Raw genomic sequence first — 25,305 nt, forward strand, 5'->3', positions numbered from 1 at the left:
CTACTCTACTCCCAATCGCTATATATTGACTGGGAGTGCTTATCTTTTTTATAGCGTCTTGCGTTTTTTGTTTTATCAAGTTGATTTGAAGCATATAAAATCTCCTCTTTTATCTCATTTACATCTTTATCACTCTCTTTAAAAGCGATCATTTTCTTAACAAGTTTTTGCAAATCCTGCAAATCGCCTTTATAAAGAGCTATTTCATCAACTCTTTGTAAAATTTTTAAGTTGCTATCAATCTTCTTATTATACCCCTCAATCGTTATCTCAGGATTACCTGAGAGATACCCGATTACGCTCTTATGGAATCGTTCCAATGCTCTAATATATCGCAACCTATTTGCATTATCAACCGCTTTTTGTGATGCCATTTTTTACCTATTATTTATTTGTTAGTATAATTATACAATTAATTATTTATTATGGAGAACCCTATTGAAAAAAATTTTATTATCGTTTTTGTTTTTATCTACTTTGCTTTTTGCCTCTGTTAAAGATGAGGAGGCTTCGCAGGCGTTGATTGATTCGAAAATGCCTATCGTAGACATTAGAACACCCTCTGAATGGAAAGAGACGGGACTTTTGCAAGGCTCTATTCCCATTATGCTTTTTGATGAAAAAGGGAAGTATGATTTGAATGATTTTTTACAAAAATTAAATAGCGCGATAGATACGAAAAAACCTTTTGCTATCATTTGCAGAACCGGCAGCAGAACAAAGATTTTAGCCTCTTTTTTATCACAAAAGATGAATTATGAGGTTGTGAATATAAAAAGTGGCATTGTTTACGCAAAATATCTAAAATTGCCTATTTTGCCATATCAGGCAAATTAAACTTCAAATCAACTTTACTAGATTGCCGCGCTTTGCTCACAATGACAAACGCGGCAGTCTCTCTTAACCGCTCTACAAAAGCGACTTTATAACATTGCTAACGCCTTGGTGCAAGTTATAATTTGAAATCGGAAAATCCAAAGCCTCATTCTCAAGATTGACGCTATTTTTTGATAGATAATCACCCAATATCTTCAAATCTATGCTTTTGTAATTTTTACATACTGCACCGTCAAGCTTGGTTCTTAGCAAGACTCCTGCAACATTTGATTTTTGAATCGTAAAAGCCAGAGTTTTTAGACTAACAAAATCACTCCACCTAAAAAAAAGTTCCGGTGTAAGTTCACTTACAGCTACTCCTTCAGGGTTAAAAAGTATATTTGCATCTCTAAGCGGAACCAAAATACTCAAAATCGCCTCGCTAAAAGGAACAACTCTGTCCCTCCAAAAAGGAGACTCGTTTCTACTTTTTAACTCACCCTCTAATGTTTGTAAAATCGTTTGTATATCCGCACTTCTAAAAAGATTATAACTCTCTTGCTTCATAAAAGACCCATCTTATATTATTTGTGCCATTATAAATACTTTTTAGTATAATTTTGCTTTTATTACAAAATAGGAGTCCGGTTTTGACTACGCTAACCGCCATAAACGGCTAAAGCCTAAACAATTTTTATCTTCGCCACCCTCTCTTTTATCTTCTCGAATGCGGCTTCATATTTGTATTTGCTCTCTTTGCTCTTAGCCATGCTTTCCATCTTTGCGCTCTCTTCTTGTATATCTTCAAGTCTAAAGTTGCCGCTTGAACCTTTTATGCTGTGAGCGACAAGTGCTATCTTTTTATAATCTCTTAGTTCGATAGCATTTTGCAGTTCAGGAATCTGTATTTGCATTTTTTTAATAAAAAGTTCTACAAGCATTTTCAACTCATCGCTGCTTAGCATTAACTCCTGAGTCAATTTTTCACAATCCAAACCTTCTATATTGCATTTGGTTTCGGCACTGTTTGGCGTGCCGATACTCTCTTTAGTAATTTTTAAATAATTAAAAAATACTCTCTCCAACTCTTTTATAACGATAGGTTTTCCCAAAAATGAGTCAAAACCGCTTTGAAGCCCTCTCTCTTTTGCACCCTTAATTACATTTGCAGTCAAAGCAGATACCGGAGTGTGTCTTAGTCCTTTTTCTTTTTCATACTTTATGATTGCCAAAACGGCTGCATTTCCATCCATTACAGGCATCTGTTCATCCATCAAAATCAAATCATAATTATTTTTTTTATAAAGATTTACCGCTTCAAGTCCGTTTGTAGCCAAATCGTAAGTAAGTCCATACTTGTCAAGCAGTATCTTAATCAGCTCTTGATTTGCTATATTGTCTTCTGCTATGAGAATGTGTCCTGAGAATTTTTTACCTCCGTCTACTCTGAAAGGGCAAAAAAGCTCAGGATGGAAAAGTTCATCAAAAGCGCTTTTTATTTTTGAACAGTAGAGCGGAAAATATATAGAAGATATATGAAAATATTTTTCATACTTATCATCCGGTTTACTTGCTAAGATAATATATTTTTCATTTGAATCCAATATCTTATCTTTGATTTTATCATCAATGTCTTCTTCTAAAACTATGGCTATATCATACTCTTTATCAAGACTTTCTACAACATCTATCTCTATATTAAACATTTTTACATATTTTAAAAATGAGTCTGTTTTATAATTAGAAGTGCCGTTTTTTAGATATAAAACGATTTTTAGCGCTTTAATCTCATCTATATCGTTAAAGATTTTACACTCTTTGCTATGGATCTCAACCGGAATTTCAATCCAAAATGTACTCCCCTCGCCGAGCGTCGATTTTACAAATATATCTCCGCCCATATGTTTTGAGAGCTGATGACATATTGAGAGTCCCAAACCCGTACCCTCATAATTTTCAATACCCTCATGATTTGCCTGAGTAAAAGCCGAAAATATATTTTTTAAATCCTCTTTTGCGATACCAACCCCATTGTCGCTTACGCTGACTTTTAAAACTTCATTATCACATGTAACTTCTACATGTATATGACCGCCCGCTTTTGTAAATTTTATGGCGTTGCTTAAAAAATTCGATAATATCTGCTTTATTCTAAGGGCATCTGCATAGAGCTCTTTTGGGATTTTCGGGTCTATAAAAGAGGTGATAGTTATATCTCTTGAGTTTGCCGAAGCAACAAATAACTCCAGCGCATGGCTTATCTCTTCATGAATCGAAAATATTTTCGGCTCAATGGTAAACTCACCGCTTCTTAGTTTTGAAAAATCCAAAATATCGTTAATGATACTAAGTAAATTCTCTCCGCTGTTTAAAATAATCTCTAAATATTTTCTATGCTGTTTTGAAACATCTTTATCTATAAGTAGATTTACAAAGCCAAGTATCGCATTTAAAGGTGTTCTTATTTCGTGTGACATATTTGACAAGAAGTACTCTTTTGCTCTTGAGGCTTTTTGTGCTTCAAGTCTTGCGTCTACCAATTTTGTGACATCATTTGCAATGGATATATACTCAATAGAATTATCATACGGATCCGTTATTTTTACAATCGTTACATCGACATAAAAATAGTCTCCGTCTTTCTTGTTATTTTTAATCGTTCCACGAAAAACATCCGCATGTTTAAGCTGAAACCATAAATCATCAAAATATTCCTGAGGCATATCTTCATGTTTAAATATGCTATGCTTGCTCCCTATTAGCTCATCAGCACTGTAACCGCTCAATTTTATATACTTATCGTTTACATAGGTGATTTTGCCGTCCATATCCGTTTTAGAGATGATAGAACTCTCATCCAACGCTTTTTGATACTCGCTCAAGAGCTTTACATGCCGATTTATCTCTTGCTCTTTTTGAAAAATGGTGTCGGTGTAGTGTCTTAAGACTCCACGAAAATTTTGATCAAACAAAAAAGATATCTCATCAAAAATCGCCTTTGAATTGAGCTTTACATCGTATGTAAAATCAATCATCGACTTTCTAAAATGGCTGCATATTTCAAAGAGTTCATCCGCTCTGATATCTCTGTCTTTTAGATAGACTAGAAGATTTTGCATATTCGGACAGTCACCGATCTCTACTTCACCCGATATAACCCACATAAAATAGTCAAACACGCCGCCTGCGTACTCGTTTAGAAACTGTTTTTTATCTATCGCATGAACATTCAATATCTTTTGTGGAGACTCGTATGACACCCACTGCAGAAGAATAATCTCTTTTGCCGACATGAAAATATCTCTGTTTTTTACAAGAATCGGTACTTTTCTTTCCATCTTATTTATCCGTAAATTATGAAATTTTTATGATTTTACTGACAATTTCATAAACATTTTTTGAGATTGACGGTTCAGACACAACTCTCTCCAGCTCTGCTCTCATCAGTTTTTTATTAACACTGTTTAATTTTTCATATATTTTAAATGCACCCGCAAGTCCTGAAGCCATCTGCGGATTTATCTTATCTATATCAATAATCTTATCTACGACAAATTTATACCCAAGACCCTCTTTTGCATGAAAATATTTATAATTTCTTGAAAACGAACCAATCAAAGAGCGAACCAAGTTCGGTACCAGCTCATTGTACGCATCATCATTCTGAAGTGCCGCAACTCTCTCTAGCACTCCTTCTCTTTGCGAAGAGGCTAAGAGCGAGAAGTATTTGTTCATTACCAAAGTATCATTTTTGTATCTTTTGTAAAAATGTTCTTGTGAGACTTTAGCATGAAGCGGTGCGATATTTTCTAAGATATCAAGTGCGACCACCCTGTCCGTCATAGTTATAGAGTCGTTATACTGCGCATTTGCCGTTTCAATAATCTTATCGCTCTTTAAAGCCGAGAGAAGTTTTAAACAACGGTTTTTTATGCTTCGCTCACCCATACTTTTTGCATCAAGCTCTTTGCATAAAGGCTTGTGGTTTTGAGTGTAAATCTCTAAGAGTTTATCTTCAAATGCAGCAGCCAAATGTTTTTCCAGCTTCTCCTTAGCCTCATAAATAGGCTCAAAATCAACCTCTTCTTGTCTTTGCATCAGTGCCGTTACACTTGGCAGTTCCAAAAGAAGCGCTTTGAAAGAGAGATCCAGTTCGCTACCTAGTATATGTCCGTAAGCTTTTACAAACGCTTCATCTATCGCCTCACCCCTCATCAAAGCTTCCATCGTTGCAACACCAAAAGATTGAGCCGACTCATATCTTACAAAGCTGTTTTTGTCATGTTTCATTAAAAAAGCATAGTTATTTTCTGCTTGTTCAACAATAATAGGAGCCGAAAAATCCCTATTTATCGATAAAATCGGTTTTAAATTTGTTTTAAAAACAAAATCTTCACTCTCTTTTGAAATAGTGAGTGTTTTTGCTTCTATCTCTTTGCCGCTATCATCTAAAAGCGCCATTTTTAGCGGAAAATAGTACGGTTTTTGCTCACTGCCGTCTACCGCATTTGGAATTATCTGTGTAAGCGTAAGAGTGTATTTGCCCTCTTCAAACTTCTCGTCAACTTGGAGTTTTGGCGTACCTGATTGATGATACCATCTCTCAAACTGTTTCAAATCTATTCCGCCCGCCTTACTCATCGCCCATAAAAAATCATCCGTTCGCACTGCTTGAGAATCAAAAGTCTCAAAGTACAAATCCGTTGCCTTGCGGTATTTTTCTTCACCCAAAAGAGTATATATCATACGAATAACCTCGGCACCTTTTTCATAAACCGTCGCCGTGTAGAAGTTATTTATCGTCATATACGAATCAGGCTGAATCGGGTGAGCCGTGGGTGAGCCGTCTTCAACAAACTGTCGCTCTCGCAAAGCTCTAACATCTTCTATCCGTTTAACCTCTTTTGAGTTTAAATCCGCAGAGAAACATTGGTCGCGAAATACTGTCAAACCCTCTTTTAGTGTGAGTTGAAACCAGTCACGGCAAGTGATGCGGTTACCCGTCCAGTTATGAAAATACTCATGTGCGATAACACTCTGAATCGCCATAAAATTACCGTCTGTTGCACTATCTTCATCCGCTAAAACATAAGCGGAATTAAAAATATTCAGCCCCTTGTTCTCCATCGCTCCCATGTTAAAACTATCAACCGCGACGATATTATAAAGGTCTAAATCATACTCTCTGCCATAAACATCTTCATCCCACTTCATAGACTCTTTGAGTGATTTCATCGCATGTTTGCACTTAGACTCATTGCCTTTGTCGGTATAGATATAAAGCCTTGCATACTTACCGCTCTTTGTCACAAACTTATCTTGTATAACCCCCAAATCTCCTGCAACAAGCGCAAAAAGGTATGAGGGTTTTGGATGCGGATCAAACCAAGTGGCACCGTGTCTTTTATCATCAAGTTTAAAATTTGTCTCTCTGTTTCCGTTGCTAAGCAAAATCGGGTATCTCTCCCTGTCTGCCACAAGGGTTGTTCTAAACACCGCCATAACATCGGGACGGTCTATATATGGAGTTATCCTTCTAAAACCCTCCGGCTCATTTTGCGTACAAAAGATACTTCCCGATTTGTAAAGCCCTTCAAGTTCGCTGTTTAACTGCGGATAAATTTTGTTAATGATGATAAGTTTAAACTCATCACCCACATCTAAAACTCTCAAATGCTCTTTTTCGATAATGTATCTACTTTCATTAAGTTTTACATCATCCAAATATATCTCTATAAGTTCCAAATCAACGCTGTTTAACAGTAAATCTTTAGAGTTTTTATCTACTTTTATGATGTGCATAAGATTTGTAACCTGTGCGTACTCTTCAAAAAGTTCAAAAACCAAATCGCAAGTTTTGACGGTAAATTCGCTCTTTTTATAATCTTTTAGATAAATAGTTTCTACTTTACTCATAACTTCTCTTTATTTTTTTATAATAATAGCATAAGAGAGTTATTTGAGGCTTATAGAGTGCTCTTTGGTTTATGATTAAATTTGGCAAAGAAGCCAATTTTTGAGTGAAAATATGTTAATATCACACTATAAAAGGCGGTAAAAATGTTAGATTATCAAAGAATACTCAAAGATTGTTTTTGGGATATGAGGCTTGAAGTCCAAGACATAAAAGCCATAGCAGAGGGTAATGATTTGCAAAAAAAATCATTTTTGTTTGAAAAAATTTTGCTAAACAGTACCAAGCTTTTTTCTGATTTAACTCTATTTGCCCAAGATGACTTAAAACTTCTTTTGGAAAATTATAAGGTACCGCAATTTAACGGGGACTTTGCTTTTAGGCGAAAAAATATGGCGGAAGTCTATTTTTTTGACAAACCTCTTTTGATAGATGAGCTCAAATGGATAGCATAAATTTTGGTTATCAAAAACTCTATGAGCTTCAAGATAAAGTTTTAGAGGTGGTTTTTAGTGTTGAAAATATTTTTTACCTAACCGGCGGCACTTGCCTTAGCAGATTTTATCAAGAAAAAAGATATTCGGATGATTTAGACTTTTTTACCAACAACTCCCCAAGATACAGTTTTGCTATCAAAAAGATAAAACAAGCACTTGCGGCTAAGTTTGACCTTAGCATCGAAATAGAGTCAAAAGATTTTACAAGATATAAAATCAATAATTTTCTGCAAGTGGATTTTGTAAATGATATAGATGCAAGATATAAAGATGTTGTTGTAACAAAAGATGGATATATCATAGACAATATTGAAAATATTCTCAGCAATAAACTCACGGCAGTCATAGGTAGAGACAATCCAAAAGATATATTTGATATCTATTTGATTTGGAAATTTTATAAATTTGACTGGGTTGAAACAGTTCAATCGGCTCATCAAAAAGCCGGTTTTAGCGATGAAGAGCTTATAGTGAGGCTTAAAAGTTTTCCACGGTCACTGCTTGATGATATCATACTTGTTGATAAACATTTTTTGGATGATTTTGATAAAGAATATCCAAAACTTGTGGATGAAATTTCTAACGCTACTTGCTAAAGCACTATTCCTATGCACCCATAAAACTTCGAGTTTATGAGTGATTTTTTACAAATTAATTTCGTTTTTATGCACAAAACTTAATTCTCTGCCGGTTATTGATATATGCGTTATCAAATAACCCTCTTTTTTTAAGCGATTAACAACATCAATTGTTTTTTGCTTTCCAATTCCTTTAAAACGATGATGAAATTCAACAAGTAACTGTTTTGGTCTTAATGAAGAGTTAAGCAAAGTGTCTAGAAATTCATATTCAGCACCCTCGATATCAATTTTTAGTAGATCAATTTTTGTATGTTCTAATTTTTCCATCATTGATTCAACCGTAAATGCATCAACAATAACGCCATCATTTCGATTCTCATCTTGTGTGTGAAAAGTGTACATAACTTCTGATTTTTTTCCTTTTTTATCTACTCTTGGGTAAAGAAAAAACTTTCCGTCTTCTCCGGAAGCCGCCCAAGGAAAAAAATGAAATCCCTCAGGTAGTTTTTGGTCATCAATCCATTTGACCGAATATGGCGTTGGGTCAAATGCAAATAATTGCACTTTTTTATTTTCTATTATAGATAAATCAAATCCTATATCATCACAAATACCTATAGAATAAACTATATCATTTTCATTGACTAAACTTGAGACAAGATGCCATCCTGAGAAATTTTCTGTTTGCAGATTTACATCCTTAGAAAATTTTGGTTCTGTCCCAATTAATTGTCTAAATTTTAATTTCAATTTTCTGAAATCATCACTTTTGAAGTATTTTTTTATCATTAAGTCTTTTTCCTTACTTTTCTTAGCAACTCTTATATATAAAGTTCTATTGTTTCTTATATTTTAAGTTTATTGGGAATTTAATTCCTAAAATAATTTTTATTATACACATATAATTCCTATTTCAAAATAAATTACATACAAATAATTCCGAATTTTTTTAGAATATTTTTTTGTGTAGAGTTTTTGAATGAAACTAACACAGCAAGACATGGCAAGACTTTTTGATATTGACCCTAGAACATTAAGAAATTGGCGTAAAGATAAGCCTTTTTTGTATGCAACAATTATGAAAGGCTTATCGTTTGATGAAATTGTAGAAGCACAAAAAGAGAGCTATGAAAAAGTAAAAGAGTTGCAGGAGAAGTACGGCAACTCAAAATAATTTTCTTACATATAAGTTTATTTACCTGCTAACTTCTTAAGAGTTGGCGGCTTCATTTTTAAAGGAATCGAATTCGACCCCTTTAAAAAATCTCACGCTTAATGTAAAACAAATTTTTGATATAATTTTATTTACTACAAATATAGGGTTTTAAAATGCAAATAACCATAGAGGTGAAAGACTCTGCACTCGATAAAATTATGTACTTTTTAAATCATTTGAAGTCTGATGTAAAAATTATTGAAAAATTAGATACAAACTCTTTTAAAATTGAAGCTTTATCTAAAAATGAAGATGATTATAAACATATACTTAATGGCAGAAAAGAGAGAAAAGAGTCTCCTCAAAATTATGGTACTTTAGACGATATAAAATAAGATTGTCTATATGTACACAATCAAACTTCACAAAAAAGTTATAAAGTTTATCAACAGCAGAAATCCAAAAGACAAACAAACAATCAAAGAAAAACTTACTCTACTTCAAGTAAATCCATACCCAAAAAGTGACTCTCTAGATATCAAAAAAATGAAAAACAGCCATGGCTTTAGACTAAGAGTAGGAAACTATAGATTTTTATATGATGTTATTGATGAAGAGTTGATTATATACATTGAAAATGGCGATAATAGAGGTGATATTTACTAAATAGTATCTCTAAAACTTTATCGAGAGGTAAAAACTTATATCAAATCTGCCGTCTTCAGATAAGTAATTGTTTTTTCTATAGATTACATACGGCGGTTTTGTGGTGGTTTCGTATTCACTTTTCGGTAACCATTCATGATAAACCCACTGGATAAATTTTAGCATATCTCCCTGTTCCCCGACTAAATCAAACTTCGCATAAATTCCATCCGAGATATTAAACTTCGGCAGTCTGTCACTTTTGATGTTTAAGCCGTTTTCTACAACTACACATGCTACATATTGACACTCGTGAAGCTCTGTTACGGTCGGATTGTCGTGAAAAAGAGCAATCTGCTTAAACTCCGTGATGTTGTTGCTAAATATCCAAGTTTGAAGTTTTTGCCATGTTTGCTTTATCTGTGCATTGTACCCGCTGTGTCTTATATAGTAGCTCTCTATCAGCGGCATTTTTACAATGGTAGGCTCTAAATGGTCAAATTTTGCGGTTGACTTTTTTGCTTTTGGCGACTGCTCGATAATATGCTGTGAGTACTCTTTATAACCGCCGTTTTTCCACGCTTTTGGCGTCATTTCAAATCGTTCTTTAAAAACGCGGATAAAAGAGGTTTGAGAGCTGTAACCGCAAATATTTGCGACATCGCTTATTGTTGAGAACTTGTTAGTTAGGAGCAGATTTGACGCTTTTTGCAATCTTATGGATTTTATGCTCTCATAAATATTTTTTCCAAAAACATCTTTAAAAATTCTATGCATATGAAATTTGGAAATCTCCAAATCGGTGCTAAGTTCGTCCATATTGATATTTGTGTCAATGTGCGTGTAAACATAATACATAATGTCGTTTGCAATTTGCACTCTTTTTTGCAGTGTATTTTTTTTCATAATCTGTATTTTAGCAAAAATAGATAACTTTTTGCGCATAAATAGTGAAGAAATTATTTTAAAAAAAGTATAAAATCTTAGTAAAATTTTCCCACAAGGTTTAGGCATGAAAAAAATTACCAAGATACTGGTTGCAAACAGAGGCGAAATAGCTCTAAGAATTATTAGAGCTTGTAAAGAATTGGATGTAAAAAGCGTAGCTATTTTCTCTGAAGTTGATTTAGAGGGAATCTGGGTAAAAAAAGCTGATGAGTGTTATCCGATTATGGGAGACGCTCTACAAGCTTATCTTGACTATGACAGAATTATCACTTTGGCGCTCAAAGCAGGTTGTGATGCTATTCATCCAGGATATGGTTTCTTATCTGAAAATGCAGAGTTTGCACAGGCTTGTGAAGATAGAGGACTTATTTTTATCGGTCCAAAACCGGCGCACATCGCACTTTTTGGCGATAAGATGGCTTCAAAAGTTGCAATGCGTGAAATCGGCGTACCTGTTTTAGAAGGAACGGATGAGCCGGTTATAGATAAAGCTGAGGGTGCAAGAGTTGCTACGCAAATAGGCTTTCCTGTTATCATAAAAGCTGCTTTTGGCGGCGGCGGAAGAGGTATGAGAATCGTTAAAAGTGCAAATCTTTTTAATGAAATGTTTGACTCTGCAACAAATGAGGCGATAAAATATTTTGGAAAAGGTGAAGTTTTCATTGAGAAATATGTAGAAAATCCAAGACATATCGAAATCCAAATAGTTGCCGATAAATACGGAAATGTTGTACACTTAGGCGAGAGAGATTGTTCGATTCAAAGAAGACACCAAAAAGTAATCGAAATTGCTCCTTCTCCTAGACTAAGCCCTGAAGCGAGAAAAGAGCTTTATAGAATTTCTACAAAAGCAATGCTAAAATTAGGCTACGAGAGTGTTGGAACAGTAGAATATCTACTTGATGCAGACGACAATATCTACTTCATAGAGATGAACACAAGGGTTCAAGTTGAGCATCCTGTAACTGAGATTATCTCCGGAATAGATATTATTCAAAGAATGATAGAGATTGCAGAGGGTGATAAGCTAAAATTTTTACAAGAAGAGATCAAATTCCGCGGATATGCAATCGAGTTTAGAATCAACGCTGAAAATCCTCAAAACAACTTTATGCCATCAGTTGGAACTATCACAAACTATATCACTCCTGGTGGTCCAGGGGTAAGAATTGACTCAAGTGCATACGCTGGATACACAATTCCTCCAAACTATGATTCAATGGTTGGAAAACTTATAGTTTGGGCGCTTGACTGGGAAGGTGCCGTAAAAAAAGCTTCAAGAGCTTTAGATGAATTTTACATCGACGGAGTTACTACAAACCTCTCTCTTCATAGAGAAATCGTGAAAGATGCTGATTTTATCGCAGGAAAACTAGATACAAGTTACCTTGATAAAAAAATGGAACTTTTCAACCTAAAAGCTACAAAATCAATAGCAAAAGAGGAAGAAAAAACTTCATTTATAGCTAATCTTATAAAGAAAATTAAAGAGCATAAATTAATCACTAGACATTAAGCATTCTCATTGCAAGCCTCTTTAAGAGGCACGGCAATCTCCTTATCTCTCCAGTATATCTTCCGTTTCAACGCGACTGCAACAATCTCTACGCATTTGAGCTATAATCTGCTTGAGTCTGCTCAATATATTTTGAGGAGATTTGTGAATATCTAAAGAGTTTAAAGCGATAAAAGTTCCTTGATTTGCATTAAAATGGTTATCCAACTTATAGATAATATTCTGCGATGCTTTGTATGCATTTTTTTCAGCTGTAAACTCAAAAATAATAAAATAGTGATTGTCATCTAAAGGTATAAACTGATCAGAAATTCTGACATATTTTGATAATTCAATAACACTTAGAGGCTCTTCATGGTACAAGAGAGCAAATGTCGAGTGAATATTAAATCTCTGGTAGATATAGTATGTTTTTTTAACAAGGACTTCAAGTCTGTTATTGATATTGTTATCCATATTTTTTCCAAAAAAAATTATATCTGACACTCAATTTTTACATAAAGTACCAATAATTTATGAGTATTGAGTATTCTATCCACCACATGATAAAAAATGTATTAAAAAATCTAATTTTAAACATATTTACTTATTTGATTTTTTTCAAGCTGCATACTCTCATTGATTATGAGATTCTAAGTGATTTATTGTAAAATTACATCCATAAATTTACAAAAGGTGTAAAAAGTGAGCATTTACAGAGAGTATGACATTAGAGGGATTTTCGAAAAAGAGTTAAATGAGCAGAGTGTTGTTCGCATAGGTTATGCTTTGGCTTCAAAAATAGAGGGCGAATATGTTGCAGTCGGTTATGATGCAAGAAGTCACTCCCCTATTCTCTTTGAGTACCTTGTTCACGGACTTAATGCCGGAGGTAAAAAAGTTCTAGATATGGGGCTTGTTCCTACTCCTGTAAACTACTTTTGTAATTACAATGAGTTTAACGGAGTTAGCGCATCAGCTTCTGTGATGATTACAGGCTCGCACAACCCAAGCGAATACAACGGTTTTAAAATCACTATAAACAAAGCTCCGTTTTTCGGTGAGCAGATCTATGCTCTGGGTCGTGAGTGTGAAGCTATGGATTTTCCCGCAAAAGTTGCCAGAGATGTTACAAAGATAGACGCTCTTACTCGCTATGTTGATTTTTTAGTGAGCGAATTTCAACACCTAAAAGCTATGCCTACACGCATCGTTTATGATTGCGGAAACGGTGTTGCAGGTGTCGTAACGGAGAGAATTTTTGGTGCATTAGAACTTAACGCAAAAGGGCTTTACATAGACCCAGACGGAACTTTTCCAAACCACCATCCAGACCCTTCCGATGAGCACAACCTAGAAGATATCAAAAAACTCTTAGCAACAGACGGCGATATCGCTTTTGCTTATGACGGTGATGCCGACAGAATCGCGGTATTAACGCATAAAAACAATATAAAAGGCGATATGATGGCTCTTTTATATGCTATGAAGATGGATAAGCCGACCGTAATTGGAGAGGTGAAGTGTTCTCAAGTTATGTATGATGAGCTAGAGAAGCGCGGTGCAAAAGCGATTATGTACAAAACGGGTCACTCAAACCTAAAAGTAAAAATGCAAGAGACAAACGCTGACCTTGCTTGTGAAGTAAGCGGACATGTATTTTTCAAAAATCGCTACTTCGGTTATGACGATGCGATTTACGCAACGCTTAGAATGTTAGAGCTTGTGCATGACGGCATTGACTTAGATGCAGAACTTGCAAAACTACCTCAAGTTTTCTCAACGGAAGAGATAAAAGTTCATACGACGGAAGCCGAGAAGTTTAAAATCATAGATAAGGTAAAAGAGCTTCTAAAAACTCCTCCTGCTTCTTTTCCGGCTATAAAAAACATCATCGATGTAGACGGCGTTCGCATAAACTTCCAAAACGGCTGGGGATTGGTAAGAGCCAGCAACACGACTCCTGTTTTGGTTACTCGTTTTGAATCAACTTCAAAAGAAGAGGCAAAACTCTACGAAAAAGCTATAAATGATCTTATTATAAAAGCTAAAGAAAGTTTGTAACAAAGGAATTTTTATGAAAACTCATACTCTTTTAATGCCGCTAGATATGCATCTTCATCTTCGTGATGGAGTTATGCTTGAAACTGTTGCACCTCTTAGCGCATATAGTTTTAGCGGTGGAATCATTATGCCAAATCTTGTTCCGCCGATTGAGACTCTTGAAGATGTAAAAGCATATAAAACACGGATAACGGCAGCCGTTCCAAACGACTATTTTGAACCTTATATGACGCTTTTTTATAAAAATTACGACAAAAGATTTTTAGCAAGCGTTGTAGATCACATTACGGCTATCAAACTCTACCCTGCGGGAATTACGACAAATTCTGATGGCGGCGTTTCATCTTTTGATATTGAAGCGATGCGCGAAACACTAGAAGCTATGAGTGTTTTAGGGATTCCTCTTTGCGTTCACGGAGAGACAAACGGTTTTGTTATGGATAGAGAAGCGGAATTTATGAGCATTTATGAACTCTTAGCCAAAGAGTTTCCCGATTTAAAAATCATAATGGAGCATATTACCACCAAAGCGGCGGTTGATATGCTGGATAAATACAAAAACCTCTACGCAACCATAACAGTTCACCACCTGCTTTTCACCCTTGATGATGTGGTCGGCGGAATGATGATGCCTCACAACTTCTGTAAGCCTATCGCAAAAAGACCTGAGGATTTGGATGCGCTTCTTGGCGTAGCACTCGAAGCTCACCCAAAGGTGATGTTCGGCTCAGACTCGGCACCTCACTCAAAAGAGAAAAAAGAGTGTGCGGGATGTGCAGCAGGAGTGTTTAGCGCACCGATTGCACTTCAGCTTCTGTGTGAGATTTTTGAGCAGTATGACAAACTTGACAACCTTCAAGCTTTTGTAAGCGATAATGCACAAAGTATCTATAAACTTTGTCCTGAATTTAAAGAAGTTATCTTAGAAAAACGACCGTTTGTCGTACCTGCAACTTACGGGAATGTCGTTCCTATGTATGCAAACCAAGTGATTAACTGGGCAATACAAAGCGTTGAATAAAATTTTACTGCTTGAAGATGATCTGCTTTTTGCGGATACTATTGTTGATTTGCTAGAAGATAACGGTTTTGAAGTCATGCACTCTCCAAACGGACAGAGTGCGCTTGATAAAACCTTTTTGCAAAAATTTGATCTCTATCTTCTTGATATAAATGTACCGCTCATAGACGGTATAACAGTGCTAAAAGAGTTAAGAGATTCAAACGACAACACCCCTGCTATCTTTTTAACATCTCATAAAGATAAAGAGATGCTCAAAAAAAGTTTTACTAGCGGCGCAGATGATTTTTTAACAAAACCATTTGATATTGACGAGCTGCTTCTTCGCATAAAAGCACTTTTAAAAAGAGCAAAATCGGACAATGCCCCATGTGTAGGCTTGCTATGCAACGATGATATTCATAAGCGTATCTTATACAACAAACAAGAGCTTGACCTCTCAAAAAAAGAGTATGATCTTCTTGCTTTGTTGATGAAGCATACAAACAACACCGTTCCAAAAGAGCTTATCTTAGATGAGTTATGGAGCAGCGGTGACGGCGGAAGCGACGGCGCGCTAAGAGTCTACATAAACCGCATAAAGCAGTTGGTACCGCAGATAAATATAGAAAATGTACGCGGCATAGGGTATAAACTTGTTTCGTAATCTTCGTATTATTATTTTTATATACTACATGATTACGGCTATCTCCATCTTAACTATTTTATACTATTTTGTAACCGTTATACAGATACAAAACACCTCTTTGCTGCTATTTATACTCTTTATCTTGGTGGCTTTTGCGGGGATTATTATTGCCAAACTCTCCATAGATCCGCTCTTTGAACATGTTACAAATCTTCAAAACCTCTCAAAAGAGACGCTTCATGAGCTAAATCTTCCTATCAGTACGATTATGGCAAATATTCATATGCTTAAAAAAAATCTTCATAACGATAAAGATTTAAAGAGAATTGCAAGAATTGAGAGTGCTTGTGAGATGTTACGCCAGAGATACAACGAACTTGACTATATGATAAAACTGCAAAGTTCAAGCGTAAAATATGAGACTATTTATCTTGACGAGCTCATAAGAGAGAGGATTGATTTTTTTAAACAGATATTTCCAAATGTCGAGTTTAATCTCTCTCTAACTCCGACGCAAATCAACAATGATAAAGTAGGCTTATCAAAAGTAATTGACAATCTTATAGATAATGCTGTAAAATATTCACTATATATTCACAAAATTGATATAAAATTGCAAAATTTTACGCTGCATGTAAATGATTACGGTTGCGGAATAGATGAAGTGGAACTTTTAAAAATCTTTGATGACTACTACCAAAGCAATGAAAACATGAGAGGTTTTGGCATAGGTCTTGGTATGGTGAAGAGATTTTGTGATGCAAATAAAATCGTGTTAAAGTTAAAATCTAAACCTGATGTCGGCACGACGGTTATATTAAAATTTAAGGAAAATTAGTGGAAAAAAATGTTTTATCATATGCGGAGATGGCGCTAGATTACGGAGTCATAGGACTTCTTATACTTATGAGTATAGTTACTCTTTGGTTGTTTATAGAGAGAATGATGTTTTATAGCACTGTACGTGTCGATGATTATGATAACAGAGATAAATTGGAAATGGATTTAACCGATAACATAAGCGTTATAAGCGTTATAGGTTCAAATGCTCCGTATGTCGGTCTTTTAGGAACCGTAATCGGGATTATGCTTGCTTTTTACTCAATGGGAGATACGGGAGCGGTTGATGCCAAAAAAATCATGGTAGGGCTTGCAATGGCACTAAAAGCAACTGCAATGGGACTAATCGTTGCGATGCCGGCAATTGTGGTTTACACACTTTTGCTTCGCAAAGTTGAGAAAATATTAACTATTTTTGATATCAAACAAGACAAACAGAGCAAGTAAGCCGATATGCCGAAATTTAAAAAACCCAAAAAAAGATTTGACGAGATAAATGTCGTTCCTTTTATCGACATTATGCTTGTACTTTTGGTTATGGTTTTAACAACCGCCACTTTCATAAACCAAGGAATCATCCCGATTGAACTTCCTGAGGCAAAAGCGTCCAAAAAAGAGGATAGTAAAAAAGAGATAACCATCTATGTAAACAGCAAAGGCGAGCTGTTTATCGAAAAAGAGAAGGTAGATTTAAAGACGCTTGAAGCTAAACTCTCAGCAATCCCAAAAGAGCAAACGGTTGTTCTTAGAAGCGATAAAGAGTCAAAATTTCAAGACTTCGTAAGCGTAATGGATATCTTAAAACGACTAAATCACGAACAGTTATACATAATTACAAAAGAGAATTAATAACTCTTTTGCATGAGTTTAAACTTATCCTTTAAACTCTCCTGTTCTTTATTTAACTCTCTCTTATCTTCTTGTTTTGTGCCGTTTACTTCCGTACTAAACACTTTTTGCTCAACATCTTTAACATCATGAAAAAGCGTCGTAGCTATAAAAAAGAGTATCATAATAACGACTACACTGACATAAAGAAGTATATAATTTTTTATGTGACCTGATTCAAAAGGGTTTTGCATATATCAACTTATTAATTAAATTTTTGCAATTATATTCAAAAAACAGAGCCATAAAAGACAAATTACATAATTTTTATGTTAAGATAAACAAAAAAGTATAAGGGGTGCTTATGCAAACAACGATGTTTAAAGGTTCAGTGGTAAATTTAGTAGGGGATGCTGTTGGTATCGGCGACAAAGCACCTGTTGTAAGCGCGGTCGGAACAGACTTAAAAAGTGTAGAAATTGGCGGTGCAAAAGATAAAATCCAACTAATCGTTACCGTTCCCTCACTTGATACAGACACTTGTGCAGCTGAAACAAGACGATTTAACGAAGATGTAAACAACCTAGATATCTGTGAGACAACGGTTATCTCTATGGACTTGCCATTTGCATCTGAGCGATTTTGTACGACTAGCGGAATTGAAAATCTAACCGTTGCAAGCGACTACTTAGACAAAAGCGTAAGCAAAGCTTACGGCGTTTTGATGGATGATAACAAACTCAAAGGTTTAAGTGCCAGAGCCGTTTTTGTGGTTGATAGAAGCGGAACCATCGTCTATAAAGAGATAGTAAAAGAGGTTACAAGCGAGCCAAACTATGAAGCTGCGCTTGATGCTATAAAAGAGGCCAGATAAAAAATTGAAAATTTTTCTCATTTTGCTTTTGGGCGTTTTTTTAAACGCCGAATCGGTCACTTCAAACACTTTGCGACTTAGCGGTGCTACAACAATTCAGCCGATTATAGAAAAAATTGCAGATATTTACTATAAAGAGACTAAAGAACCGCTGCTCATAGAGGGAGGCGGAACCGAGTCAGGCATTGAGAAAATTATTGACGGCAGAAGCCATGTTGCCATGGTTGCGCGAAATCTAACCGAAGAAGAGAAGAACCGCTTTGCCTATGCGACAATCGCCGTTGATGCAGTAGCGATAATCTACAACAAAAACCAAAAGATAAAAAATCTAACAAAAAATGAACTTATCGGGATTTATGACGGTTCCATAAAAAAATGGAAAGATGTCGGATGCGAGTGTCCAAATCTAATCGTTATTTCAAGAAGAACAGATAGAGCAACTTTAAATGTTTTTGAAGATTACAGCGGCCTAAAAAGCCCAAAACGTAAAAATCTGCCATCCGATGCAAAACTCATCAGAGAAGATGCATGGGAAGCGGAGTCCAACATAAACACTCTGCTTTGGGTTGCAGGTCTTAAAGGCTCGATTGCCATTGTTTCACATGCAGAGGCAGAGCGCTATATTGCAATGGGCTATCCGATTCGTATCAGTACTATTGATAATATTTATCCCTCAAAAGAGAGTATTAAAGAGGGAGCTTATCCTATCAAGAGAGAGCTAAATCTTGTGTGGCAGATAGACAATCCAAAAGTTGAACGGTTCGCTAAATGGATAAAAAACGACTCTTTTAAAAAAGCTGTTGAAGAGCTTGGTTTTGTGGCGGTGGAGAGATGAAACTAAAATGCTCTTTTTGCACACTTTGGATGCCGACGCTTATAACAAGTATTATTACGGTGTTGACTTTTTTAGCTATGTATGCTTTTTTACATCACTCTCTAACGGAGATGCTTGAAGCTCATCAACACTCTCAAAAGCTAACCAAAAAGATAGAAAGAATGGTCTCATCAACGCTAAATGCCACCTTTTTGGGAAACGAAGAGGGATTTTTAGAAGCGGTTAACATTTCAAATCAAATCCATGATGATATATTGCTAATTAAAAAAAATAATATGTATGATACTGCTTCTTTGTTTGACAGTTACGAACAGCTCTACAAAAAACTTATCAGTGCAGTTTCATACAGCACGGAAAATCGCCTTGAAGATGCCAGAGCGGCACTTGAAGCAGTTAAAGTCTATACCGATACCCTTGAGGGCAAAATGAACGAGCTAAACAGCTATTTCAGTCAAAAGGAAAAAGAGGCTGAACAGACACTGTTTGCTATGATGCTGCTCTCCGGTTCCCTGCTTCTCTTTATCGCATTCTTTAACGGTTTTTATCTTATCCCAAGGCAAGTTATCCATCCGCTTGAAGAGTTTGCCTCAACACTAAAAGATAATGAAGAGAAGTACCGCATCGTTGCAAACTGGACGCATGACTGGGAGTATTGGGTCGGAGTGGAAAAAAATATTATTTTCGTCTCTCCATCGGTGCTAAGAGTTACAGGTTACACCCCTAAAGAGTTTATGCAAAACCCCTCTCTTTTAGCCGATATCATACATCCCGATGATGTCTCTATATGGAAACAACATGTTCATGAAGCACACCTGCCTAACCGCCCCGAAGAGGATGCGCAAGAGGTTGAATTTCGCATTGTACGCAAAGACGGGGATATCATTTACATAGATCACATATGCCGTCCGGTATATAACTATGACGGAACATATATGGGAGTGCGCGTAGCCAATCGTGATATAACTCATAAAATGGCAATTTTAGCCGAGCTTAAAGAGAAAAATTGTCTTCTTGATACTCTGGCTACCACTGATTGTCTTAGCGGTCTTTATAACCGCCGTTATTTTAACGAAGCATTTGCTAAAGAGGTAGAGAGAGCCAAACGAACAGGCAATATTTTATCTATCGTTATGTGCGATATCGACTATTTTAAATTCTATAACGATACATACGGTCACCAAAAGGGTGATATCGTAATCAGACGAGTCTCTGATGTATTAAAGTCAACATTTAGCCGTGCTATCGATATAGTTGCGCGCTACGGCGGAGAGGAGTTTGTTATACTTCTGCCATCAACGCCTCCCGCAGAAGCCAAAAGATTGACGGAACAAGCAAGAGAGAATGTCGCTAAACTTTGGATTGAACACTCAGCCTCAAAAGCGGCTCCGTTTGTAACAATGAGCTTTGGAGTTGCAAGCTGCTCTCCTGATTTGTCTCTAAACGGAGATAAACTATTAAAACAATCAGACGACGCGCTGTATGAAAGTAAGGAAAACGGGCGTAACCGTGTTACGCTTGTGGAGTGTTAAAACTCTAAACGGCAACGATATATTTCCGATTTTGTGTTATTAGACAAATATCAAGGAGGATATTATGAGAGTTGACGGATATAGCGTTTTTATGAATATGGAACATTTCAGCTATAAAGGCATCTCGATTCAAGCATCGGGTACGACTGACACTAAAGAGAGTTTTAAAAGTGACGAATCTACAAAAACTCCTGCGGTGAGTGATTTAGACTCAGTTCATCTAAAAGATGAAAACAGCATAACAAAAGATTTGAGCGCATCTCTGCTTAAGAGCATAAATGAGAGAATAAAAAATAGCGATAGATTTGAGCTTAGTTCGACTTATATCGAAGCAGAAGCACTAAGTTTTCAAACAACTGCTTATGTTAGAACTGCCGACAAAGAAATTGCGCTAGAACTTAATGTTTCACTCTCTCGAAGTTTTATGCAGCAAACAAATATCAGCTTTGAGAATACAAAAGCTCTGCAAGACCCCCTCATCTTAGAACTAAGCGGCTTATTTCCATCACTTAGCACAAAAACTTTTGCTTTTGATATAGATAGCGACGGAAAAGAGGACCAAATCTCTATGCTTGGAGCGAATGGCGCTTTTTTGGCACTTGATAAGAACAGTAATAACATCATAGACAACGGGAGTGAACTCTTCGGCGCAAAAAGCTCAAACGGTTTTGAGGAGCTTAGGGCTTATGATGATGATAAAAACGGTTGGATTGACGAAAACGATAAGATTTTTAACAAACTTAGAATCTGGAAAAAGAGCCAAGGAGAAGATAAACTGATTGCTCTTGGCGAAGTGGGTATCGGAGCTATATTTTTAGGAGACATCTCCACACCGTTTGAACTTAAAACTCTCTCTAACGAGCAGCTCGGCGCTATGAGAGGGAGTAGTTTTTTTCTCTTTGAGAGTGGGAAAGCAGGCGTCATTTCTCAGATAGATTTGGCAGTCTCAAAAAAGAGCAGTAATGAAACAGATTTGCTTGTTTCTACTAAAGATAGTTTAAAAAAGCTTCAAGGCATCAACTCTTATAAAACCGAGTCGCAAGAGGGCGACGGTTCTACGGATAAAACATTAGAGAAACTGCAAAAACTTTTAAAATCGCTTGAAACAAAACTCTCACATGCAAAAGATGAAGAGAAAGCTTCTCTACAAGCACAAATCGGTTCGGTATTTTCGCAAATGATGTCGCTAATCTCTAAAAATCTTTAAGCGACAAACATCGCTTTTGCAAGAACTACTATAAAAAATCCTAAAACCAAAACCAGTTTATGGAAGTGTTCTTGCATAAAAGGATGTTTAGGCTTTTTTGTTATTTTAGTATAGAGGTTGTAAAGAACTCCAAGAACAATGATTGAAGCTAAAACTATTTTGACAACTAACAGTTTTTGTAGTGTTGTCTCAAAAAGACCGGCATTTGAATTTATATATTTTGACATCATCATACCGCCGGTTAAAACGATAACCAAAAGCGAAAGAGGAAAAATTTTAAAACTTTTTGCCCCTAAAGTTTGGTTTATCTCTTTGTTTGTTTGCGGATTGAACTTCTCTTTTAATGACGAAATCAAGACGACATCGCTAAAAACATAACCTAAAAATATGATTCCTAAAATCAGATGTATAATATTTGCGAACGGGTAGATTGCTTCCACTGTAACTCCTGTGTAAAATTAGCGTGATTATATCAAATATAGCAGTTAAAATTTTTGATATAATCAAAGGTTCAATTAAACAATTTGCATATAGACTCAAATGTATCATCTAGCGGTGCTTGAATGATTAACATCCCGTTTGTGTATGGATGTCTGATTTGAAGTTCTTGTGCATGCAGAAGCATTCTATGGCAGCCAAACTCTTCTCGTATAAACTTATTATGCTCACCTCTCCCGTACTTCGTATCGCCTAAAATATGATGAGAAATATGTTTCATATGACGGCGAAGCTGATGTTTTCGCCCAGTTAGCGGATGAAGTTTTACGAGCGAATAGCGGGTTTTATCATACTTTCCCACGGCAAAGGGAAGTTCAACCGTCGCTAATCTCTCATACTCCGTAGTTGCCTCTTGAGCTTCCCTGTTTTTTGATGCATTTTTATCTGCAATTTTATCAAGCTTCTCTACTAAAGCATGCTCTATAACACCGCTCTCATCAGCATAACCGCGGACAACCGCAATGTAACTTTTTTGACTCTCTCTTGACATAAACTGCTCACCCATAAGCCTTGCACTCTCTTTATCAAGTGCAAAAAGCAAAACTCCGGAAGTCGGTTTATCTAAACGATGAACGGGATAGACGAACTGTCCTATTTGATCGCGAAGAATCTGCACGGCAAACTCTGTTTCATGTCTGTCAATCGGCGAGCGATGAACTAAAAGCCCGCTAGGCTTATTTATAGCTACTAAAAACTCATCTTTATATAAAATTTCTAACAATATCTACTAATCTCGTTTTGTCGTTTTTCTTTTTTTTGTAGTTACAGGTTTTTTATATGAGGCATCTTTTTTAGCAACATCTGGTTTTTTGTAAGGTTTTCTTACTCTTTTTACTTCTACTTTTTTATGCTCGCTCTTTAGCTTTAGCTCTTCTTGATCTTTTCTGCGTATGGTAGGATCAGGCTCAAAACCTTTTACGACCTCTTGGGGAATTTTCATCCCGATAAGTCTCTCTACATCTTTTATGTCATACTTCTCATAAATGTCAATCAAACTTATAGCCATACCGTCTCGCCCTGCGCGCCCAGTTCGCCCTACCCTGTGAACATAATCTTCAGGAATTGAGGGAAGTTCATAGTTGATGACAAACGGCAACTCTTCTATATCTAAACCTCTTGAAGCGATGTCGGTAGCAACAAGAACTTTTATTTTTCCCTCTTTAAACTCATTTAGGGTTTTTAAGCGATTTGCCTGAGTTTTATCGCCGTGAATTATTCCGCACTTTAGTCCGTCTTTTTTAAGCTCAAGCACCAACTCGTCAGCGCTTGCTTTTGTTCTGGTAAAAACTAGAACTTGTCTAAAATTTCTTGAACCGATTATATATGCCAAAAGTGCCGCTTTTTTGTCGGTATCTACCAAATAAACCACTTGGTTGATGGTGTCTACCGTTGAGTTCTTTTTAGATGTTTCTATAAACTCCGGTTTTGTAAGAATAAGTTTTGAGAGTTTTCTAACCTTGTCGCTGTATGTAGCCGAGAAAAGGAGTGTTTGATGTCTTTTTGGCAAGAGGGGATGAATCTTTCTTATCTCTTTCATAAAACCCATATCTAACATTCTGTCGGCTTCATCGAGAACAAAAATCTCCACATGTGAAAGGTTTAAACCTTTATCTACATGCTCCATTATCCTGCCGGGTGTTGCTATAACTATATCAACGCCCTCTTTTAAAATCCTCTGCTGCGTCTCAAGATCTTTGCCGCCGACAAAAACAGCAATATTTAGACTCATATTTTTTGCATAATTTTGCAAATCTTCATATATTTGGATAGATAATTCGCGCGTAGGAGAGATGATAAGACCTCTTATTACTCTGCCCTCTGAGGGTATATTTCTAAGCCTTTGAAGCATAGGAAGCCCAAATGCAGCAGTTTTTCCGGTTCCTGTTTGAGCTGTTGCAAAAATATCGCTTTTTGCTAAAACTAAAGGAATCGCTCTTGACTGCACGGTAGTAGGTTTTTCATAGCCCAAATCTTTTATTGCGCTAAGAATGGGTTTTATGACCCCCAATTTTTCAAATGACATATTTAATTACCTACTTATTTTTAAACGCCAAAGGAATAAAATCCCTTTAACCACGCTAGCCGCACGGGCACAAAATGAAATTTCTTTAGAAAAGATTGCCTTTTATAAGGCAGATTACTTCTCGTCGTTTTGTGAGAAGTCTACCGAATTTCGACGATTTTTGCGCTTTTCTATAAGCCCTTTTTCAAACTTATTAAGATTATACAGTAAAGTAGCAATAATAAAAATAGCAAACGGAATCGCAAAATACCAATGAGCCTTCATCCACTTAAGAAGATCTAAAAGCTCATCTCCGTAAAAATAAGCCGGAATAATCGTAATTGATGCCCACGCAACGGCACTGATAAAATTTATTATAGCAAATTGACGGCTTGAATATTTCGTTATCCCGATTGCCATAGGAATGACCGTACGCATCCCATACATGTAACGCTGAACAAAAATAATCGGCCAACCGTATTTTTTAAGAAGCAAATGCGCAAGTGCAAATTTTGTACGCTGTGAGCGAACTTTATTATGAATATATTTTTTGTTAAATCTTCCGATATAAAAGTATATCTGATCTCCGGCAAAGCCTCCGAGTCCTCCGACAAATATTGCAAACGGTAAAAACATATCTCCCGTATGAGACATAATGCCAGCCATTACAAGCCCAATCTCGCCCTCTAAAATACTCCAGGCAAAAAGAACTATATAGCCGTACTCTTTTAACCAATCAATCAATAACTGTTCCACGAACACCCTTAGTTTATCAATGTTTAAAAAAAAATAAAATAATTTCTTAAATACTATATTTATAGAAAAAATTTATTATTAAAGAAGGTCATTATAATCAAAGAAATGTTAATTTTAGGTTATATCAAGTTGTCTCAAATTAAATTTATAATTTAATTGTCACGTATTTTC

At 36.0% G+C, this 25,305-nt stretch carries 29 protein-coding genes; 17 read left to right on the top strand and 12 right to left on the bottom strand.

Features of this window, described 5'->3' with window-relative positions; genetic code table 11:
• Window positions 1-5: 5 nt before the first annotated feature.
• Window positions 6-374 carry a hypothetical protein gene (locus PHQ93_RS08690; RefSeq protein WP_299943173.1) on the bottom strand — a complete coding sequence of 123 codons (369 nt, stop codon included), beginning with the start codon at window positions 372-374 and terminating at the stop codon, window positions 6-8.
• 64 nt (window positions 375-438) lie between these two features.
• Here PHQ93_RS08690 and PHQ93_RS08695 point away from each other — a divergent pair, with 64 nt between their 5' ends.
• Window positions 439-837: a rhodanese-like domain-containing protein gene (locus tag PHQ93_RS08695; RefSeq protein WP_299943174.1), complete on the top strand. Its 399-nt coding sequence runs from the start codon at window positions 439-441 to the stop codon at window positions 835-837.
• Between the two features lie 72 nt (window positions 838-909).
• Here PHQ93_RS08695 and PHQ93_RS08700 read toward each other — a convergent pair whose 3' ends face one another.
• The 3 genes from PHQ93_RS08700 to pepN all read right to left on the bottom strand — a co-directional run bounded on the left by PHQ93_RS08700 (window position 910) and on the right by pepN (window position 6,732).
• Window positions 910-1,383, bottom strand: a complete 474-nt coding sequence (locus PHQ93_RS08700) for a hypothetical protein (RefSeq protein WP_299943176.1) — start codon at window positions 1,381-1,383, stop codon at window positions 910-912.
• A gap of 116 nt (window positions 1,384-1,499) precedes the next feature.
• Complete coding sequence (locus tag PHQ93_RS08705) at window positions 1,500-4,154, bottom strand: ATP-binding protein (RefSeq protein ID WP_299943178.1); 2,655 nt, start codon at window positions 4,152-4,154, stop codon at window positions 1,500-1,502.
• A 16-nt stretch (window positions 4,155-4,170) separates the two neighbouring features.
• Window positions 4,171-6,732: an aminopeptidase N gene (gene pepN / locus PHQ93_RS08710; protein ID WP_299943181.1), complete on the bottom strand. Its 2,562-nt coding sequence runs from the start codon at window positions 6,730-6,732 to the stop codon at window positions 4,171-4,173.
• Window positions 6,733-6,876: 144 nt separating this feature from the next.
• On the opposite strand from pepN, the gene PHQ93_RS08715 reads away from it, so the two are divergent.
• On the top strand, window positions 6,877-7,185 hold the full coding sequence (locus PHQ93_RS08715) for a hypothetical protein (protein ID WP_299943184.1): 309 nt from the start codon (window positions 6,877-6,879) through the stop codon (window positions 7,183-7,185).
• On the top strand, window positions 7,173-7,823 hold the full coding sequence (locus PHQ93_RS08720) for a nucleotidyl transferase AbiEii/AbiGii toxin family protein (RefSeq protein ID WP_299943186.1): 651 nt from the start codon (window positions 7,173-7,175) through the stop codon (window positions 7,821-7,823). The genes PHQ93_RS08715 and PHQ93_RS08720 overlap by 13 nt, the downstream gene beginning before the upstream one ends.
• Before the next feature lie 48 nt (window positions 7,824-7,871).
• On the opposite strand, the gene PHQ93_RS08725 is transcribed toward PHQ93_RS08720, so the two are convergent.
• Window positions 7,872-8,597, bottom strand: a complete 726-nt coding sequence (locus tag PHQ93_RS08725) for an FkbM family methyltransferase (RefSeq protein WP_299943189.1) — start codon at window positions 8,595-8,597, stop codon at window positions 7,872-7,874.
• A gap of 190 nt (window positions 8,598-8,787) precedes the next feature.
• Between PHQ93_RS08725 and PHQ93_RS08730 the strand changes: the two genes are divergently transcribed.
• The 3 genes from PHQ93_RS08730 (at window position 8,788) to PHQ93_RS08740 (ending at window position 9,630) form a co-directional block, all read left to right on the top strand.
• Window positions 8,788-8,982, top strand: coding sequence for a hypothetical protein (locus PHQ93_RS08730; RefSeq protein WP_299943192.1), 195 nt, complete (start codon window positions 8,788-8,790; stop codon window positions 8,980-8,982).
• 155 nt (window positions 8,983-9,137) lie between these two features.
• A complete protein-coding gene (locus PHQ93_RS08735) occupies window positions 9,138-9,359 on the top strand; it encodes a hypothetical protein (protein ID WP_299943194.1) in 222 nt (73 codons plus the stop codon).
• Window positions 9,360-9,369: 10 nt separating this feature from the next.
• Window positions 9,370-9,630, top strand: coding sequence for a type II toxin-antitoxin system RelE/ParE family toxin (locus PHQ93_RS08740; protein ID WP_299943196.1), 261 nt, complete (start codon window positions 9,370-9,372; stop codon window positions 9,628-9,630).
• 9 nt (window positions 9,631-9,639) lie between these two features.
• Here PHQ93_RS08740 and PHQ93_RS08745 read toward each other — a convergent pair whose 3' ends face one another.
• Window positions 9,640-10,515, bottom strand: coding sequence for a GyrI-like domain-containing protein (locus PHQ93_RS08745; RefSeq protein WP_299943198.1), 876 nt, complete (start codon window positions 10,513-10,515; stop codon window positions 9,640-9,642).
• Window positions 10,516-10,621: 106 nt separating this feature from the next.
• Between PHQ93_RS08745 and PHQ93_RS08750 the strand changes: the two genes are divergently transcribed.
• On the top strand, window positions 10,622-12,073 hold the full coding sequence (locus tag PHQ93_RS08750; protein WP_299943200.1) for an acetyl/propionyl/methylcrotonyl-CoA carboxylase subunit alpha: 1,452 nt from the start codon (window positions 10,622-10,624) through the stop codon (window positions 12,071-12,073).
• 42 nt (window positions 12,074-12,115) lie between these two features.
• On the opposite strand, the gene PHQ93_RS08755 is transcribed toward PHQ93_RS08750, so the two are convergent.
• Window positions 12,116-12,559: a hypothetical protein gene (locus PHQ93_RS08755; RefSeq protein ID WP_299943202.1), complete on the bottom strand. Its 444-nt coding sequence runs from the start codon at window positions 12,557-12,559 to the stop codon at window positions 12,116-12,118.
• Between the two features lie 198 nt (window positions 12,560-12,757).
• Here PHQ93_RS08755 and PHQ93_RS08760 point away from each other — a divergent pair, with 198 nt between their 5' ends.
• From PHQ93_RS08760 to exbD, 6 genes are read left to right on the top strand one after another with little or no spacing between them, the layout of a single operon-like run.
• Window positions 12,758-14,116, top strand: coding sequence for a phosphomannomutase/phosphoglucomutase (locus PHQ93_RS08760; protein ID WP_299943204.1), 1,359 nt, complete (start codon window positions 12,758-12,760; stop codon window positions 14,114-14,116).
• A 13-nt stretch (window positions 14,117-14,129) separates the two neighbouring features.
• Complete coding sequence (pyrC, locus tag PHQ93_RS08765) at window positions 14,130-15,137, top strand: dihydroorotase (protein WP_299943206.1); 1,008 nt, start codon at window positions 14,130-14,132, stop codon at window positions 15,135-15,137.
• Window positions 15,130-15,783, top strand: a complete 654-nt coding sequence (locus PHQ93_RS08770) for a response regulator transcription factor (RefSeq protein ID WP_299943208.1) — start codon at window positions 15,130-15,132, stop codon at window positions 15,781-15,783. Before pyrC ends, PHQ93_RS08770 begins: the two co-directional genes overlap by 8 nt.
• The gene (locus PHQ93_RS08775) at window positions 15,773-16,603 is read left to right on the top strand and encodes a sensor histidine kinase KdpD (RefSeq protein WP_299943210.1); all 831 of its coding nucleotides are present in this window, start codon (window positions 15,773-15,775) and stop codon (window positions 16,601-16,603) included. Before PHQ93_RS08770 ends, PHQ93_RS08775 begins: the two co-directional genes overlap by 11 nt.
• Complete coding sequence (gene exbB / locus PHQ93_RS08780) at window positions 16,603-17,052, top strand: TonB-system energizer ExbB (RefSeq protein ID WP_299943212.1); 450 nt, start codon at window positions 16,603-16,605, stop codon at window positions 17,050-17,052. Before PHQ93_RS08775 ends, exbB begins: the two co-directional genes overlap by 1 nt.
• Before the next feature lie 6 nt (window positions 17,053-17,058).
• Window positions 17,059-17,454: a TonB system transport protein ExbD gene (exbD, locus tag PHQ93_RS08785; protein WP_299943214.1), complete on the top strand. Its 396-nt coding sequence runs from the start codon at window positions 17,059-17,061 to the stop codon at window positions 17,452-17,454.
• Here exbD and PHQ93_RS08790 read toward each other — a convergent pair.
• On the bottom strand, window positions 17,451-17,687 hold the full coding sequence (locus PHQ93_RS08790) for a hypothetical protein (protein WP_299943216.1): 237 nt from the start codon (window positions 17,685-17,687) through the stop codon (window positions 17,451-17,453). The two genes, exbD and PHQ93_RS08790, sit on opposite strands and share 4 nt — an antisense overlap.
• 110 nt (window positions 17,688-17,797) lie before the next feature.
• On the opposite strand from PHQ93_RS08790, the gene tpx reads away from it, so the two are divergent.
• The 4 genes from tpx (at window position 17,798) to PHQ93_RS08810 (ending at window position 21,878) form a co-directional block, all read left to right on the top strand.
• Window positions 17,798-18,307 carry a thiol peroxidase gene (gene tpx / locus PHQ93_RS08795; protein ID WP_299943218.1) on the top strand — a complete coding sequence of 170 codons (510 nt, stop codon included), beginning with the start codon at window positions 17,798-17,800 and terminating at the stop codon, window positions 18,305-18,307.
• A gap of 4 nt (window positions 18,308-18,311) precedes the next feature.
• Window positions 18,312-19,142, top strand: a complete 831-nt coding sequence (locus PHQ93_RS08800) for a substrate-binding domain-containing protein (RefSeq protein ID WP_299943220.1) — start codon at window positions 18,312-18,314, stop codon at window positions 19,140-19,142.
• Window positions 19,139-20,671 (top strand): sensor domain-containing diguanylate cyclase, encoded by a 1,533-nt coding sequence (locus tag PHQ93_RS08805; RefSeq protein ID WP_299943222.1) that lies wholly within the window; start codon window positions 19,139-19,141, stop codon window positions 20,669-20,671. Before PHQ93_RS08800 ends, PHQ93_RS08805 begins: the two co-directional genes overlap by 4 nt.
• 64 nt (window positions 20,672-20,735) lie before the next feature.
• Complete coding sequence (locus PHQ93_RS08810) at window positions 20,736-21,878, top strand: hypothetical protein (RefSeq protein WP_299943224.1); 1,143 nt, start codon at window positions 20,736-20,738, stop codon at window positions 21,876-21,878.
• Here PHQ93_RS08810 and PHQ93_RS08815 read toward each other — a convergent pair.
• From PHQ93_RS08815 to PHQ93_RS08830, 4 genes are all read right to left on the bottom strand, one after another.
• Entirely contained in the window at window positions 21,875-22,318 is a 444-nt protein-coding gene (locus PHQ93_RS08815; protein WP_299943226.1) for a hypothetical protein, read from the bottom strand. The two genes, PHQ93_RS08810 and PHQ93_RS08815, sit on opposite strands and share 4 nt — an antisense overlap.
• A gap of 71 nt (window positions 22,319-22,389) precedes the next feature.
• Complete coding sequence (gene truC, locus PHQ93_RS08820; RefSeq protein ID WP_299943229.1) at window positions 22,390-23,097, bottom strand: tRNA pseudouridine(65) synthase TruC; 708 nt, start codon at window positions 23,095-23,097, stop codon at window positions 22,390-22,392.
• 6 nt (window positions 23,098-23,103) lie between these two features.
• Entirely contained in the window at window positions 23,104-24,399 is a 1,296-nt protein-coding gene (locus PHQ93_RS08825; RefSeq protein WP_299943232.1) for a DEAD/DEAH box helicase, read from the bottom strand.
• A 114-nt stretch (window positions 24,400-24,513) separates the two neighbouring features.
• A complete protein-coding gene (locus PHQ93_RS08830) occupies window positions 24,514-25,134 on the bottom strand; it encodes a DedA family protein (RefSeq protein WP_299943235.1) in 621 nt (206 codons plus the stop codon).
• Window positions 25,135-25,305: the final 171 nt, after the last annotated feature.

Source organism: Sulfurimonas sp., from assembly GCF_028714975.1.
In the GTDB taxonomy this organism is placed as follows: Bacteria; Campylobacterota; Campylobacteria; order Campylobacterales; family Sulfurimonadaceae; genus Sulfurimonas.